Source organism: Tumebacillus lipolyticus (assembly GCF_042682745.1).
Classification (GTDB): Bacteria; Bacillota; Bacilli; order Tumebacillales; family Tumebacillaceae; genus Tumebacillus_A; species Tumebacillus_A lipolyticus.
Genome location: NZ_JBHUIO010000011.1, coordinates 450,750 through 465,810, shown reverse-complemented (window position 1 = coordinate 465,810; position 15,061 = coordinate 450,750). Strand labels below are relative to the sequence as shown.

The 15,061-nt window shown below is 58.0% G+C and carries 14 protein-coding genes; 6 read left to right on the top strand and 8 right to left on the bottom strand.

Going from position 1 to position 15,061, the window contains the following annotated elements; genetic code table 11:
* Window positions 1–32 precede the first annotated feature (32 nt).
* Window positions 33–839: a histidinol-phosphatase HisJ family protein gene (locus ACFSOY_RS18515; protein ID WP_386049211.1), complete on the top strand. Its 807-nt coding sequence runs from the start codon at window positions 33–35 to the stop codon at window positions 837–839.
* A 161-nt stretch (window positions 840–1,000) separates the two neighbouring features.
* On the opposite strand, the gene ACFSOY_RS18510 is transcribed toward ACFSOY_RS18515, so the two are convergent.
* The gene (locus ACFSOY_RS18510; protein WP_386049209.1) at window positions 1,001–2,248 is read right to left on the bottom strand and encodes an MFS transporter; all 1,248 of its coding nucleotides are present in this window, start codon (window positions 2,246–2,248) and stop codon (window positions 1,001–1,003) included.
* Between the two features lie 39 nt (window positions 2,249–2,287).
* Window positions 2,288–2,878 carry an ArsR/SmtB family transcription factor gene (locus ACFSOY_RS18505; RefSeq protein WP_386049207.1) on the bottom strand — a complete coding sequence of 197 codons (591 nt, stop codon included), beginning with the start codon at window positions 2,876–2,878 and terminating at the stop codon, window positions 2,288–2,290.
* 322 nt (window positions 2,879–3,200) lie between these two features.
* Between ACFSOY_RS18505 and ACFSOY_RS18500 the strand changes: the two genes are divergently transcribed.
* Complete coding sequence (locus ACFSOY_RS18500; protein ID WP_386049205.1) at window positions 3,201–4,061, top strand: GNAT family N-acetyltransferase; 861 nt, start codon at window positions 3,201–3,203, stop codon at window positions 4,059–4,061.
* 73 nt (window positions 4,062–4,134) lie between these two features.
* Here the strand turns inward: ACFSOY_RS18500 and ACFSOY_RS18495 are convergent, their stop codons facing one another.
* From ACFSOY_RS18495 to ACFSOY_RS18470, 6 genes are all read right to left on the bottom strand, one after another.
* A complete protein-coding gene (locus tag ACFSOY_RS18495; RefSeq protein WP_386049513.1) occupies window positions 4,135–4,620 on the bottom strand; it encodes a glutathione peroxidase in 486 nt (161 codons plus the stop codon).
* A 53-nt stretch (window positions 4,621–4,673) separates the two neighbouring features.
* Complete coding sequence (locus ACFSOY_RS18490) at window positions 4,674–6,140, bottom strand: ABC transporter permease (protein ID WP_386049204.1); 1,467 nt, start codon at window positions 6,138–6,140, stop codon at window positions 4,674–4,676.
* A complete protein-coding gene (locus ACFSOY_RS18485) occupies window positions 6,141–7,208 on the bottom strand; it encodes an ABC transporter permease subunit (RefSeq protein ID WP_386049202.1) in 1,068 nt (355 codons plus the stop codon).
* 191 nt (window positions 7,209–7,399) lie between these two features.
* Complete coding sequence (locus tag ACFSOY_RS18480; RefSeq protein WP_386049200.1) at window positions 7,400–7,837, bottom strand: hypothetical protein; 438 nt, start codon at window positions 7,835–7,837, stop codon at window positions 7,400–7,402.
* Window positions 7,838–8,020: 183 nt separating this feature from the next.
* On the bottom strand, window positions 8,021–8,605 hold the full coding sequence (locus tag ACFSOY_RS18475) for a DUF3501 family protein (RefSeq protein WP_386049198.1): 585 nt from the start codon (window positions 8,603–8,605) through the stop codon (window positions 8,021–8,023).
* Window positions 8,606–8,695: 90 nt separating this feature from the next.
* Window positions 8,696–9,124, bottom strand: coding sequence for a rubrerythrin family protein (locus tag ACFSOY_RS18470; RefSeq protein WP_386049196.1), 429 nt, complete (start codon window positions 9,122–9,124; stop codon window positions 8,696–8,698).
* A gap of 129 nt (window positions 9,125–9,253) precedes the next feature.
* Between ACFSOY_RS18470 and ACFSOY_RS18465 the strand changes: the two genes are divergently transcribed.
* From ACFSOY_RS18465 to selB, 4 genes are all read left to right on the top strand, one after another.
* A complete protein-coding gene (locus tag ACFSOY_RS18465) occupies window positions 9,254–10,219 on the top strand; it encodes a ribose-phosphate diphosphokinase (RefSeq protein ID WP_386049195.1) in 966 nt (321 codons plus the stop codon).
* 79 nt (window positions 10,220–10,298) lie between these two features.
* Entirely contained in the window at window positions 10,299–12,023 is a 1,725-nt protein-coding gene (locus ACFSOY_RS18460) for a tetratricopeptide repeat protein (protein WP_386049193.1), read from the top strand.
* 136 nt (window positions 12,024–12,159) lie between these two features.
* On the top strand, window positions 12,160–13,107 hold the full coding sequence (gene trxB / locus ACFSOY_RS18455; RefSeq protein ID WP_386049191.1) for a thioredoxin-disulfide reductase: 948 nt from the start codon (window positions 12,160–12,162) through the stop codon (window positions 13,105–13,107).
* Window positions 13,108–13,121: 14 nt separating this feature from the next.
* The gene (gene selB, locus ACFSOY_RS18450; protein WP_386049189.1) at window positions 13,122–15,020 is read left to right on the top strand and encodes a selenocysteine-specific translation elongation factor; all 1,899 of its coding nucleotides are present in this window, start codon (window positions 13,122–13,124) and stop codon (window positions 15,018–15,020) included.
* Window positions 15,021–15,061: the final 41 nt, after the last annotated feature.

Here is a 15,061-nt window from a genome sequence, read left to right as displayed (position 1 = left end):
ATTTAGGATGGAGTGGAAATGGAGGAGGGCAGATGCTGGTCGATTATCATACGCACCATGTCCGCTGTGGGCATGCGGTCGGGGAGCTCGAAGAGTATGTGCAGGCAGCGCTGGCAAAAGGGGTGGTCGAGCTTGGCTTGAGCGATCATCAGCCGATCTTGCACCTGCCGCCAGATCGAGTGGCACCGGATTCGGCGATGCGGTGGGATCAGCTGCCCGACTATGTGGAGGAAGCGCTGTCGCTTCAGGCGAAATATGCAGGCCAGATCGAGCTCAGAGTCGGGTTGGAAGCCGATTGGATCGAAGGGCAGGAGGAGGCGATCGGCCGCCTGCTCGCCGCCTATCCGTTCGACTATGCGATCGGCTCGGTACACTTTCTCGGCGACTGGGATATCACCAACAGCGCGGAGCTCTGGCGGTGGGCAGCATGCGAACCTGCCGCTGTCTGCACCGAATATTTTCGCCAGGTGCGCTTGGCAGCACAGAGCGGCCTGTTCGATACGCTCGGCCACCTCGATGTGATCAAACGATTTGGACAGGTGAGCGCTGCTCAGTATGAGCATCTGTTCGAAGAGACGGTCGTCGCAGTGCGCGAGGCGGGCGTGGCGGTGGAGGTCAACGCATCCGGTCTTCGCTATCCCTGTGCGGAGCAGTTCCCCAGCCGCAGACTGCTGGAGATGCTCTACAGCCACGGCGTTCCGCTCACCGTCGGCTCCGATGCGCACCAGCCGAGCGCGGTCGGGGCAGGGCTTGACGAAGTGTACGCGCTGCTGAAGAGCGTCGGCTATCGACAGGTCTGCGGCTTCCGGGCGAGGGAGCGTTATCCGATCGCTCTCTGACGGCGGGCAGTTTGCAGTCGGGTCGCGTTTTCACAGAGTGCCAGCAGAAACGAACACCCCCGAGCACCGCGCAATCTGCGGGGCTCGGGGGTGTCTTTGTAGCGGCGGAAAGTCAGAGTGGGCAGAAAGCTATCGCAGATGCGGGGGAGTCGCTTTTTTGCTCACGCTTGCTCTGTCGCTTTTGAGGGAGCGGCGGCGGTCAGGCCCGACTTGTGCGCGAGGTGGTACATGTAGTAGCAGACGAGCCCGCCGAACGCGGTCAGCACGCCAGAGGCGAGCACCAGCGGCACGGTCGTCAGAGCTGCTTGCAACCAGCCGGCGGTGAGCATGGCGATGACCATAAACCCGTTGAACAGCGTCATCACCGTCGTGCCGGTGCGCCCTTGGTATTCGAACGCTACATACGTTTGCATCGTCGTGCCGATGCCGATGGTCAGCATCGAGTTGCCAAAGGCGAACAAGACCATGAAGAGCAGCGTCACCCAGATCGAGGGGTAGGCGACGAGGCCGGCAAAGCCGAGCCCCATCAGCAGCAGCCCGTAGGACAGCAGGCGATAGGAGGCTGTCTTCATCCGCTGGACGATCAGCGCTCCGATCAGCATCGCGCCGCCCTGCGTCGTGACCAGCCAGGTGAGCATCTCTTTGGGCAGGCCGAGAAACTCGGTGACGATAAAGATCTCCACCACGTTGATCAGCCCGGAGCCGAGGCCTAAAAACACCTGGGTGAGCAGCAGGGGACGAACGGCCGCATTCGACCAGGAGTAGCGGAACCCCTCCATCATGTCGAGCAGGACACCTTTAAACTTGCCGGCCGAATCATCCGCCTCCCGAGCGGACGGCGGCACTTTGATGCTGAAGATCAGGAGGGAGGAGCCGACCATCAGCAGCGCGGTCAGCGCGAGCGCTACCGCCCCACCATAGGTGAGAAACACCGCGGTGCCGACAGCAGGGCCGATCAGCATCATCGTCGAGTTGGTGATCTGCCGCAAGCTCATCGCCGTCTTCAGCTCCGGCCGCGGCACGAACTGCATCACGAACGCTCCGGCCGGCGAGCGGAAGAACAGGGTGCCGATGGTGGAGATGAACGCGCCGACATAGATCATCCAGAGCGACTCGATCGAGATCGCCACGACAATCATCAGCATGACCAGCACGCGGAAGAGGATGGCGCCGAGCATCGTCTTGCGCCGATCCCAGCGATCGGCAAACACGCCGATGAAAAAGCCGAACAGGAAGATCGGTGCGAATTCGGCAAAAAAGATGGAGGAGATGGCGAACGGGGACTCGCCCGACAGCTCCATCACCATGTAGATCAAAGCCATGTTGCGCATCCAATCGCCAAACTCGGACAGCCATGTGGCCATCCAATAGCGAAAATATCGCGGGTTGCCCCTCAGAAACGAAAGCATGTTCAACTCTCTCCTTTTGTCTGCAAGCTGTGCTGCCTACTAATCGGGAAACAGCGACAGAAACGCCCGCCACGGGCGCGTGTGCTCAGACTTCTCCTGATGACTGTAACGCTGTTGCCAACGATTCAATACCTCTTTGATCTCCTGGCGCAACTCCAACTGCTGCTCAGGCAACAGATGCAAATACTCCATCGCGATCACCGGGCCTGACCCGGGCGATTGTTCGCCGCGGGCGATCGCTTGCTCCGTCAGGTTGAGCGATTTCTCCAAGGCGCTCAAGTACTCCTCGATAAACGCTCTGCCCATCACCATCGCTTCCCGCTCGGTGCTCCGCTCCTGGCTGGGGTCGGTCTCCTGCAAGGAGACGCGAATATGTTTCGCGATCGGCAGGTAGTATTTCTCCACAACGCCGCCCTTTTCTCTCGTCTCCACCAGCACGAGCAGTCCGACCTTGTGCAATTCCCGCACGTGGTAATGAACTTTGGAAGCGGGAAGACCCAACAGGTCGGCTAACTGCTTGGACGTGCGCGGCTCCTCCTCAAACTGCTTGAGGATCTGCACGCGGACTTTGTTCGACAGCGCCTTCATCTGGTCTAGCGAAGTGACATCATAGACAGGTTCCTGGTTCATGGCCCACCTCAAATCTCGATCGGGAAACTTACGATCTATTTTTTCTGTTCGATCAGGTTTTCTTGATCGGCTATATTCAGTATATGACAGTTTGAAAATTTCTGTCAACTGGTTTGAGCAAACAGAGTCGAGCAGTTTGAAAAAACGGAAGGTTGCTTGTAAGATAATCATATCGATGCGAAGATTTGCACAATTGTTCAAGATAGAAAAGTTTCTTGCGTTTCCTTGCACATGGCGGGAGGCGCCGCTCGCTCGATTCTACCCGCGAATGAAGTTGTGGGCGGAGGGACTGCGAGCGATCAGGAAGGAAAAGGGGACAGAGATGACCGTAGAGGCGAGAAAGACGTTATCAGCGGCGGAGATCGAAGCGATCGTCGCGCTTGCCAACCGCGTAAACGAACAGGACAGCTTGACGCTCAAGCTGAACCTCGACATGCTCAAGAGCCGCAAAGGGGATGTCAGCAACGACTTTCTCTTCTATCATGAGGGAGAGCTGATCGGATTTTTGGGCATGTACGGGTTTCTCGACAGCGAGATCGAGATCAGCGGCATGGTGCATCCAGAGCATCGCCGACGCGGCGTGTTCAGCCAACTGCTTGCGGCGGCAAAAAGCGAGTGCATCGCCCGCAACATCCCCTCGATGCTCTTCATCGTCGAGGAGAAGTCGAACGCGGGCTTATCGTTTGTCGAGCGAATCGCGACGACCTACGATCATTCGGAGCACTATATGGATTTGACGGGGGAAGGCAAAACGCCGCAACCGGCAGACTTGGAGCTGGTGCGCGCCTCGTCGGAGGCGGACGCAAAGGCGGTCGGGCACCTGATGGCGGTCGGCTTCGGGCTGCCGGAGCAGGAGATGAGCAAAAGCCTGACCACCGACCTCAGCAATCCGAGCCGCGAGATCTACATCGCGCGCGCGGGAGGAAAGACGATCGCCGCGATCTCGATCTTCAAGAGCGACGAGTCGAGCGCGTTTTTCTACGGCTTTGTCGTGCATCCAGACTGTCAAGGTCGCGGCTATGGCCGCTTCATCCTCTGGTCGCTGACCGAGCAGATGCGGCGCAGTGGGCGCACGCGCATCGGGTTGGAAGTGGCGACAGACAACAGCAACGCGCTCGGGCTGTATCGCTCTTGCGGCTTTGAAGTGCGCACCGCATATGGGTACTATCGCTTGCCGCTCTAACGACAACGAGATAGCAAGAAAATGGGAAAGACCCCCTCTGCCAGCTGTGGCGAGGGGGTCTTTAGCGTCCGTACTACTTGTTGGCCAGCGCTTGTTCCACCGCGCTGATCAGCTCCGCATCCTGCGGTGCGACGCGGGAGTTGAAGCGACCGACGATCGCGCCGTCGCGACCGATCAGGAACTTCTCAAAATTCCACTGCACATCGCCCGACTCCGCAGCGTGCGCGGTCAGGTATTGATAGACCGGATGCTGATCCGCCCCTTTGGCATGCACTTTATCGAACAGCTCAAAGGTCACGCCGTAGTTGAGCGAGCAGAACTGCTGCACCTCTTCGATCGTGCCCGGCTCCTGCGCGCCATAGTCGTTCGACGGGAAGGCGAGGATGTGAAGCCCTTGTTCGCGATACGTCTGGTACAGTTTTTCCAAACCTTCGTATTGAGGGGTGAAGCCGCACTTGGAAGCGACGTTGACGATCAAGAGCACATCGCCGCGGTAGCTGGAAAAGGAACGAGTCTCTCCGCCTGCCGTCTGTGCGGACAAGTCATAAAAAGTGGTCATCATCAAGAGCTCCTCTCAATTGTTCTTGGCACATTATACCACAAGCTGTCCTGCTACTGGCCGGGCCCGCCTTTGATGTCGACGATGTAGTTGGGAACTTTCATCATCACGGTCCACTCTTCTTCCGCTCCGTCCGCCCGCTTGATCTTGATCTTCACGGAGAACTGTCCGTCGCCAGCAGGCTTCACATCGCCAGTATCGACGAAGAAATACTTTTTGCTCACCAGCGCGTCCAACCAAGCTTGGTAGGCGGGAGGCGGTGTTGTGAACGCGTTTTCATGACCTTTTTCTTTGAAGATCAACACTTCGTTGCTCTGCCATCTATCATGTGTCAAGTTGGTCATGAACAGCGCAGCAGTCTCTTTGAACTTCGGTGTGTAATAGTTCAGGTAGGACTCTTGCTGTTTCATCTCCTTAAAGCGCCTGATATCGTCAGAGGTGATCTTTTCACCCGCCATCTGCGGCGGGTCATATTTGTTCCAGACGATCAGCGACAAGCCGACCAGACAGCCGATCGCGATGGCGGCCAACCGCTTGTTGTTTTCCATCAGCGGCTTGCGCACCTTTTGCGACGTGTAGAGATAGGGCCGCTGGAGGCGCTTTTGCAACTGATCGGAGAAGTTGGAGATGATCAGGATCGCAGCGCCCATGAAACAGGCGGAGCTGAGCAAAATCCACGGGTAGTTGCGCAACATTTTCGACCCGTAGGCGATCATCGCGCCCCACTCGCCGCTCGTCGTCAACAGATAGTAGATCGGTGGATTGGCATCCGGGTCGATCGGCACCTCTTCACCGCCGCCGAGGAAGATGTTGACGACAGCCAGCTGACCGATCAGGAACAGCACCTGGACGAAGTCGGTCAGAAAGGCAAACAGAATCTCCGGCCGCAGATGCGGAAACAGATGCTTGCCGATGATCCGCGGGGTGGAAGCGCCCATCGAGCGCGAGGCGGAGACGAACAGCTTGCTGCTAAAAAACTCGGAGCGGTCGGCAAACTGTCTGGCGATCGGAAACACGCCGATCAGCACCATCATCACGAACAGCAACAGCGCCGCATCATCTTTGGACATCACCTGATAGAGGCTGTACATCATCGGAAAGATGATCAGCAGTGCGGGCACCGCGGTCAACACCATCTGCATCGTGTGAATCATCGACTTGCCCCTGCCGCTCGTCCCGGCGTACATCCCGAGCGGCAGGGCGATACAGAAGCGCAAGATGGTGATCAACAGCGCAAACCCGATCGTAAACTTCGCACCGTTTAGCAGCAGGGAGACCAGATCATACCCGCGATGGTCTGTGCCGAGCCAAAACTTTTCGGTCGGCGGGAAGGGAGCGGACACCATCTTCCGCTCGCCGTCGATGATCTGATAATCGTAGGTCATCTTGTATTTGACCGTGGTGCCATGCGGTGCGAGCACCGAGCCGAACGCGGTGACAAACACGAGCAACAGCAGCAGAAACCAGGAGAGCTTGTATTGAAAGCGGTCGCGCTGAGCCGCCTTTTGCAGGTTGACCATCTACGCCACCTCCTTCGTCTTGACCACGAGGTATTTGCGCAGGATGGCGACGAGCACGTGGGTGAGCAGACCGAAGCAGGCGAGGATGGCGCAGGTCGCCGGCAGGGAGGTCACCTTGAACAGGTCGGGGTTGATCGCATAGCCGCCCAGCCCGAACACGCCGCACATCACCTCGGCGACGACGAGCGAGGTGATCGCGACCGACACGACGCGCGGCAGCACAGCCAGCAGGTCTTCTGTCACATTGCGCAGGATATGGACGAGGATCACGCGGCTGCGGCTCACCCCTTTCGCATAGGCGGTCTTGATGTATCCTTCATCCCATTCGCGGGTGACGGCGATGCGAAACGCACCGTACATCAGCGCGGTCGGCAAGAGCGAGATCGCCAGAAAGGGGATCAGGAAAGGCGTGTTATCCGCAAACTGCATGATCGTCAGCACCTTTTTTCCCGAGGCGATCGCAAGTAGGATAGCGATCGTCTGCATCAGAGCGATGATCAAAAAGTCTGGCATGGCGAGCAACAGCCGGTTGAACTTGTCGAGCACCGACCCGACCTTCGGCAGCCAGATCGCCAGCAGCGCCAGCGCAAATCCGCCGACGATCGCCGTCAAGATTCCCGGGATCAGGTAGGAGAAGGAGCGCTTGACCATCTTGCCCAACTGCAGATCGATCGGCAGCTCTCGGTCAATCCGGTTGCGGTAGGTGATCGTGCCGAACTCTCCCTCCGTGTACCCGACGAGCTGGTCGCGAACTTCGACGACAAAGTTTTTGAAGTCGAGCTTCGGCTCGATCTGTATCTTGCTGACCATGCGAATATCTTTGTCCTCTTTGAGAAGTTGCACGTATCGATTGACCTGTCCATACGGTACTTTGACCAACCCGAACCGTTCTTCGTACACCTCGGTCCCCTCATATTTCTCCATAATTTTCTCCAAGCTGACCGCGCCGACTTTTTTCGTGGTCACGATCACGCGATCAGGAGCTGACTGGATGAAGATCTTATCCAGATTCCCGATCATCAAGATGCCGAGCAACACGGCGAGCCCGATCAGCAAGCCTTTGAGCATGCGAATGATTGCAATCTCCCCCTTACATTCCATATGAAAGAACTTAATCGATTCAGATAAGAAAGATTAGCCATACAATATTAGTCTGATTTTTGGCAAAATTGTTTCAAGAATATTTCAAAAGATTGCAGAAAAAAGACACCCCCTTCGCCAAACAGGCTGAAGGGGGTGACTTGACCGACTGTAGCGGATCATCTGCTGTCGCGCTGTTGAGCGGATGCGGCCGCGTCGTCGCCGAGCACGGGCAGTTGATCGGGCAGTTGATCGGGCAGCGCTTCGAACTCGGCTGTCGGCATCGCCGCAAACTCTGTGTCGTTGATCGGCGTGACGAGGCGGCGTGTGCGCGCTCGCCCAGCAGGGGCGGGCAGCAGTCGGTGCGGATCGGTGATCGGGCGCTGTCCGCTTTCCAGACCGTCTTCGCGCTCGCCGATCGTTCCGATCTCCGCGGTCGCAAACCTGTTGGAAGCTGTCGGGCGCAATCGGTCGGTGCCGCTCATCTGCGCGAGAGCATCCTCATCGTTCGCTCTGGCCGCGTTGTACACCCCGTTGCGATGCACCGCCCAATACCAGAGGAAAAAGAGGCCGAAGAGAATGAGGCTGATCAACAGAAAGCCGGGTATTGTCAACATACCTGACCACCTCCCGCTCTTAGTTTGGGACGGGAGCTCAACTTGCATGTGTAGCAAAAACGCCCATCGCGTCAGAAGAGCGCGATGGGCGTTCGCATAAAGTGAGTGATAGCAGGTCATGAAATTGAGGAAAAGGTGCGCGAGCAGATCGGCAGGACCGCTGCGCACGCCGATCATGATCTCTTAGGCTAAATCTTTGGCCAGCGAGGAGATCGTCTCATCGGAGAGCTGAACGGTGACGCTCATGTGCGGATGATCCAGCACGAGCTGCACGCTCTCATGTTCGTAAGAGCCGTTGGCGATGTAGGCGATCGCCGTGCCCGTCAGCGGGAATTTGAGGTAATGGACAGACGTTGTGAACTCGCGGTCGTCATGCTCTTCTTCGAACACCGCTTTGATCGTCTCACCGTTCACGACGAGGGAGAGGTGATGTTCGATGCCTTTGAGCTTCATCAGCAGTTCGGTGAGCGCCGTCTGCTCGTCCGTCTCGATGAACAGGGTGGCCGACAGCTCATTCTCCCCGGGCAGCATGCCAGAATAGATCTCAATATATTCGTCGATCTCTTTCGGGTCGGTCAGGTCTTCGTTGTTCAGCAGCTCCTGGATTTGAAACATGACGGTGCTTTTGTTTTCAAACAACAGCGAGATGTCTTGATTGAAGCGCACGCGGCGCGCCTTCTTGTACTGGATCATCTTTTTGACATACTCGTCGCGCCCTTGGCGATAGGTTGGGAGTGCCACGATGTCGCTTTTCGTAATCGTCGTCATAAAAATCCACCTCCGGTTCCTGAGTCGTGATGATGAAGCGCCCGCCCCGCACGTATGATGTACAGGGCGGACCGATCGGATCGAGCAGAATTACTCCATCGAGTCGAGCAGTTTTTGGAAGCGCTGCGCATGTACGCGCTCCGCTTTTGCCATCACTTCCATCCACTCGCCGATCTCGTCAAAGCCTTCATCGCGAGCGGTCTTAGCAAAGCCCGGGTACATCTCGGTATATTCGTACGTCTCGCCTGCGATCGCCGATGCGAGCATCTCTTTCGCGTTGGAGACAGGAAGCCCGGTCACCGGGTCGCCTTCACCGTTGTTGCGCAGCGCATCGAAGTGGCCGAACGCGTGCTTGGTCTCGCCGTTTGCGATCGCACGGAACAGCTCAGCAACTTCGACAGCGCCCTCTGCGTCCGCTTTTTCTGCGAAGAACAGGTAGCGACGGTTCGCTTGGGATTCGCCTGCGAATGCGGTTTTCAAATTGTCTGCAGTTTTTGTGCCTTTGATCTCGTATGCCATGATGAAATCTCCTCCTCGTCAATTGTCATCCGTGTGGGTGACTTGTAATGATTCTGTTATTAGACTAACTCTAAACTGGGACACTTTCTGTAAGATAGATCACATTTTGAGCGATAGGAGTGATGCAGGGTGAAGCGGCCGCTTGATGACCTGAAGATCTTTGCCGGCTCGTCCAATCCGAAGTTGGCAGCTGAGGTCTGCCGCCTGCTCGGTGTGCCGCTTGGCGAGGCGCGCCTGTCGCGCTTCTCCAGCGGGGAGACGTATGTCAGCATCGACGAGAGCGTGCGGGGATCGGATGTCTATGTGTTTCAATCCTTTTCCCATCCGGTCAACGACCACTTTGTGGAACTGCTGGTGATGATCGATGCGCTCAAGCGATCTTCTGCCGGCATGATTAATGTGATTTTGCCTTACTACGGTTATGCACGTCAGGAGAAGCAAGATCAGCCAAGGGAGCCGATCACTGCCAAACTGCTGGCAGATCTGCTGACCACAGCCGGGGCGGAGCGCGTGCTGACGATGGATCTGCATGCGCCGGCGATCCAAGGCTTTTTTGACATCCCGGTCGATCACATGACGGCGCTCGACCTGATCGCCGATCATCTGCGCACCAAAGATTTGAGCAATGCGATCATCGTCTCGCCCGATGCGGGGCGCGCGAAGACGGCCGAGCGCTTGGCGACCTATCTCGATCTGCCGGTCGCCCTGATGAACAAGCGCCGACCGAAGCACAACGAGGCGGAGATCACCCATGTGATCGGCGATGTGAAACACAAGATTCCGATCATCATCGAAGATATGATCGACACCGGGGGGACGCTGGTCAAGGTGATCGAAGGGCTGGTGCAAAACGGAGCGCGTCCGGAAGGCATCCTCTGCGCGACGCATGCGGTGTTCTCAGGCCCAGCCCGCGAGCGGCTTTCCCATCCGGCGATCCGGGAAGTGGTGGTGACCGACACCTTGCCGATTCAAAGGCAAGGGGAGCTTGCGAACCTGATCGTGCTCTCCGCAGCTCCCCTGTTCGCCGAAGCGATCGACCGGATTCATCACAACCGCTCGATCTCATCGCTTACGCCGGAGTCGAGCAAACAGTGACCGGACGCTTCTTGTGACAGTGCTTTCCCAGTTGTGATATACTAGGAAAACATTAGAAGGGCTCGGGAGGTGACGCTCTGTGGATAAGCCGAAAAGCCAAGGGGAATCACGCAAACACAAAAACAACATCATTCAATTCCATGTCGATGCCGCCTTCTTCTTTGAGCGGGCCGTACATTATCTGGATCGTCATGACCTGAAGAACGCCTTGAAAAATTTTCGGAAGGCAGCAGAGCTTGAGCCGGACAATCCGGTGAACCACTGCAACCTGGCAGGCGTCCTCTCCGAGTTGGGCGAGTTTGAAGAGTCGAATCTGATCTTGCAAAAGATCTTGCGGGAAATCGACCCGGACATGGTCGAATGCCATTTTTACATGGCGAACAACTGGGCCAACTTGGGCGATTATGAAAAGGCGGAAGATTGTGTGGCACGCTATCTGGAACTCGACCCGCGCGGCGAGTTTGCAGAAGATGCGGATGAGATGTTGCAGATCCTGGTGCAGGAGTTTGGTGGCGGCAAAGTGTTTCAAGAGCGCAAGAAGCAACCAGACGAAGATGCGCAAGGTCATGATACGGCAAGAAAGCTGCTGGAGGAAGGCAAGTTCCTCGAAGCGTCCGAATATCTGGAAAAGGCGGTCGAGCGCCAGCCTGATTCGACCGCTCCTCGCAACAACCTATCGCTCGCCTACTACTATCAAGGCGATATCGACAAGGCGATCGAGATCGCCTTGGAAGTGTTGGAACGCGATCCGTCCAATGTGCACGCGCTGTGCAATCTGGCGGTGTTTCATCAGCATCTGGGCAATCGCGAACAGCTGCAGGAGATTTTGGAAGGGCTGCGCAAGCTCTATCCGCTCTATTTTGATCATACGTATAAGCTGGCGACGACGATGGGGATCTTGGGTGAGCATACGACCGCCTATCGCCTGTTTCGCCAGCTGTTGCGCTGGGGGGATCGGACCGATACGGCGCTGTTGCACTGCGTGGCAGCATCGGCTGCCAACCTCGGCTTTTTGGAGAAGGCGAAGCGGGTGTGGGAGGAAGTGCAGGCGCTCGATCCCGAATCGGAGACGCCGCGGTTCTTTTTGAGCAAAGTGAACGAAGCGATCAGCGCCGGCCGGAAGATGGAGTCTGTCTCCTACCAGTACCACATTCCGTTTCAAGAGCAGTTTCGGATCATGAAGGAGCAGCTGCAGACCGGTCAGCTGGGGGCGTGGCGACATGACCCGCTGATTCGCTCCTCCCTGTTTTGGGCGCTCAAGCATGGCGATCTGGAGACGAAGACGCAGGTGATCCAGACGTTTGCCCTGTTGGCGGACAAAGAGGTTGAGCATGCGCTGCGCGAGTTTATCAAAAATCCGGACGAGATCGATCAGCTGAAGCGGCTGGCGATCTACGTGCTGCGCCACATCGGGGCGGAAGGCCCGTTTCAAGCGCATCTGGACAAGGAGGATGTGATCCTGCGGGTGCAGTCGATGCCGCAGGACGATCTGCTGACCTGTCGACCCGAATGGCAGAATGTGCTCGACATGACGATCTCCAAGCTTGAGCGCGCGCACGGCGAGGTGGCGCGCCATCTGGCGAGGGACATCTGGATCGCCTACCTCAACCGCGTGTTTCATGCGCCGCCGCGAATCGTCAAGACGGCGAACTGGGCGGCCGCCCTCGAATATGCGGTGCTGCGCAAGCTCGGGGTGAAGGCGACGCAGGCAGATGTGGCAGGACGATACGGCGTGCCGACGGGTGCGGTCTCCAAAATCTTCCGCCTCCTCGCGCAGACGAAAAACGAGGGTGAGGATTTGTAGGCAGACTTACAGTTCCCACCGCACTTGCTTAGATATACTAAAGGACGAGGACAGGAAAGAGGAATCCTCGTCCTTTTGCTATCTCATACTAACGAAGAGCAATGTGCGGTTCGTCTTTTGAATAAAGGGGGCTTTTATGATGAGCGATAACCATACTCTCTATGATGTGATCATAATTGGCGGCGGGCCAGCCGGCATGGCAGCAGGTCTGTATGCGGGCCGCGCCAACCTGAAAGTTGCGATGATCGAGCGCGGAATGCCCGGCGGGCAGGCGGCGACCACCCATCTGATCGAAAACTACCCGGGCGTCGAATCGGTGGACGGACCATCGCTGTCGATGACCATGCACAAGCAGGCGGAAGATTTCGGCACGGAGATGATCACCGCCGAAGTGGAGCGCATCGAAGATGCGGACAAGAAGATCAAGAAGGTGCTCACCAGCCGCGGCGAGTTTCTGACCAAGACGATCATCTTGGCGACCGGTGCCGAGCCGCGCAAGCTTGGCGCACCTGGTGAAGAGGAGCTGCGCGGCCGTGGCGTCTCCTACTGCGCGACTTGCGATGGCGCGTTTTTCCGCGAGAAGGAGCTGGTCGTGGTCGGCGGCGGCGACTCGGCGGTGGAAGAGGGCATCTACCTGACCCGCCACGCTTCCAAAGTGACGATCATCCACCGTCGCGATTCGCTGCGGGCGCAAAAGATCTTGCAGGACCGCGCGTTTAAGAACGAGAAGATCTCTTTCATCTGGGACACGGTGGTCGAGTCGATCGAGGGCGAAGGCAAAGTGCAGAAGTTGAAGATTAAAAACACGAAGACGGGCGAGACTGGTGAGTATGCGGCTGACGGCGTGTTCATCTATGTCGGCATGGTGCCGAACACGAAGTTCTTCTCCGACCTGCCGATCTTGAACGAAGCTGGCTATGTGCTGACCAACTCCAAGATGGAGACGAAGATCCCCGGCATCTTCGCCGCTGGCGATGGGCGCGAGACGGTGCTGCGCCAAGTGGTGACGGCGACGGCAGACGGCGCGGTAGCCGCCTTCTACGCGGGCCACTATGTGGAGATGTGGGAAGCGGATCAAGAATAGAGGATTGATCGCGAATGAATGATCAGTTTCTGATCCTGGGCACGGCCGGCCATATCGACCACGGCAAGACGACTTTGGTCAAAGCGCTGACCGGCAAAGATACGGATGTGCACAAAGAAGAAAAAGAGCGGGGCATCACGATCGACATCGGATTTGCCCCCTTCACTCTCCCCGACGGCAGACGCGTCGGGGTGATTGACGTTCCAGGGCACGAGCGGTTTGTCCGCAACATGCTGGCCGGAGCGGGGGGCATCGATCTGATCCTGCTGGTGATCGACGCAAACGAAGGGATCATGCCGCAGACGGAGGAGCACCTGCACATCTTGGAGATGCTGCACGTGCAAAAGGGCATCATCGTCTTGACCAAGCGGGACACGGTCGAGGAAGATTGGCTGGCGATGGTCGAGGAGGAAGTGCGAGAGCGATTGCGGGAGACGTTCTTGGCCGATGCGCCGCTGCTCGCCGTCTCCGCTGCGAAAGGAGTCGGGATCGAGTCGCTGCGGGCGGAGATCGGGCGCTTGGCAAGCGAGGTCTTGCCGCGCGAAGTGTCCGCTCCGCTGCGCCTGCCGGTCGATCGGGTGTTTTCGGTCGCGGGCTTCGGCACGGTGGCGACCGGCACCGTATATGCCGGACAGGTGGAGGTGGGGGACATCGTCGAGGTGTTGCCCAAAGGGGTGCAAGCGCGCGTGCGGCACATTCAGGTGCACGGCGAGTCGGCTGAGCGCGCGCAGGCTGGTCAGCGTGCGGCGCTCAACCTCGCCGGTGTCGAGCGCGCCGATCTGGAGCGCGGGATGGTGATCGCGCAAAAAGGGCTCTATCGGCAGACGGAGCGGATCGACGTGAGGTTGCGCCTGCTGGAAAGCTCGCCGCGCGCGCTGACCAACCGGATGCGGGTGCGCTTTTACATCGGGTCGAGCGAAGCGATCGGGCGCGTGTCGATCCTCGATCGCGATGAGCTGTTGCCCGGAGCGGATGCGCTGGTGCAACTGCAGTTGGAAAGCCCGATCGTCTGCGCGCCGAACGACCGCTTCATCATCCGCACCTTCTCGCCGATGCTGACGATCGGCGGCGGCAGCGTGATCGACCCGCACCCTGTGCGCGAGCATCGCCGCCGTCGAGACTATGTGCTCGAAGAGCTGACGCAGCGGGAGCTGGGCGGGCCGGAGCGCTTGGTGCTGGACGCGCTGACAGCGGAGCCTGGCCTCTCGCTGCGCGAGCTGGCCGAGCGGGTGAACGCGACGGAGGCGGTGGTGAGCGATTGGCTGACTCCGCTGCTCGCCGATCGGCAGGTGACCGCGGTGGCGGACGGCTATGTGGGAACCGACTGGGCGCACCAGCTGTTCGACGCGGTCGAAGCGAAGATCAGAGCGCATTTTGCCAAAGAGAAGTATCAGATCAGCGTACCGAAAGCGCAGGTGCTGTCACAGCTCGAACAGAAGTTGAAGCCGAAGCTGTTCGATGCGCTACTCTCCGCTGAGATCGCCCAAGACCGCTTTGCGCTTCGCCGCGACAAGCTGTCGATCACCGGCTATCAGGTGCCCTTCACGCTGCGCGAACAGGAGCTGCTCAGCAAGATCGAAGCGCTCTATGCGCAAAAAGAATATTATCCGCCATCGTTTGACGAGGTAAAGCAGGAGACGGGAGCGTTTGAGAAGACGCTCGCCGGGCTGTATCACTACCTGCGAGAGACGGGCGTGCTGATCGAGATCGGCGAAGGCGTCCACCTGCTTGCGGCGACGCTTCTGCGAGCGAAAGAGCTGATCGAAGTCCACTTCCGCCAGAGCGGTCCGTTCGGCGTGGCCGACTTCCGCGATTGGGTGGGAACTTCGCGCAAGTTTGCGGTGCTGATCTTGGAGTATTTTGACGAGGTAAAAGTGTGCCGACGGGTGGGAGACAAGCGAGAACTGCTCTAAAAACAGTTCAATTCGCCTATTTCATCCGGTCGGCAATCAGG

What these genes read in the sequence shown, in the direction of transcription:
- ACFSOY_RS18475 (WP_386049198.1), bottom strand. Translation starts at nt 8,605, where the DNA reads ATGACGACGATTACGAAAAGCGACATCGTGGCACTCCCAACCTATCGC.
- ACFSOY_RS18480 (WP_386049200.1), bottom strand. Translation starts at nt 7,837, where the DNA reads ATGTTGACAATACCCGGCTTTCTGTTGATCAGCCTCATTCTCTTCGGC.
- ACFSOY_RS18515 (WP_386049211.1), top strand. Translation starts at nt 33, where the DNA reads ATGCTGGTCGATTATCATACGCACCATGTCCGCTGTGGGCATGCGGTC.
- trxB (WP_386049191.1), top strand. Translation starts at nt 12,160, where the DNA reads ATGATGAGCGATAACCATACTCTCTATGATGTGATCATAATTGGCGGC.
- ACFSOY_RS18485 (WP_386049202.1), bottom strand. Translation starts at nt 7,208, where the DNA reads ATGCTCAAAGGCTTGCTGATCGGGCTCGCCGTGTTGCTCGGCATCTTG.
- ACFSOY_RS18490 (WP_386049204.1), bottom strand. Translation starts at nt 6,140, where the DNA reads ATGGTCAACCTGCAAAAGGCGGCTCAGCGCGACCGCTTTCAATACAAG.
- ACFSOY_RS18500 (WP_386049205.1), top strand. Translation starts at nt 3,201, where the DNA reads ATGACCGTAGAGGCGAGAAAGACGTTATCAGCGGCGGAGATCGAAGCG.
- ACFSOY_RS18495 (WP_386049513.1), bottom strand. Translation starts at nt 4,620, where the DNA reads ATGACCACTTTTTATGACTTGTCCGCACAGACGGCAGGCGGAGAGACT.
- ACFSOY_RS18505 (WP_386049207.1), bottom strand. Translation starts at nt 2,878, where the DNA reads ATGAACCAGGAACCTGTCTATGATGTCACTTCGCTAGACCAGATGAAG.
- ACFSOY_RS18470 (WP_386049196.1), bottom strand. Translation starts at nt 9,124, where the DNA reads ATGGCATACGAGATCAAAGGCACAAAAACTGCAGACAATTTGAAAACC.
- selB (WP_386049189.1), top strand. Translation starts at nt 13,122, where the DNA reads ATGAATGATCAGTTTCTGATCCTGGGCACGGCCGGCCATATCGACCAC.
- ACFSOY_RS18510 (WP_386049209.1), bottom strand. Translation starts at nt 2,248, where the DNA reads ATGCTTTCGTTTCTGAGGGGCAACCCGCGATATTTTCGCTATTGGATG.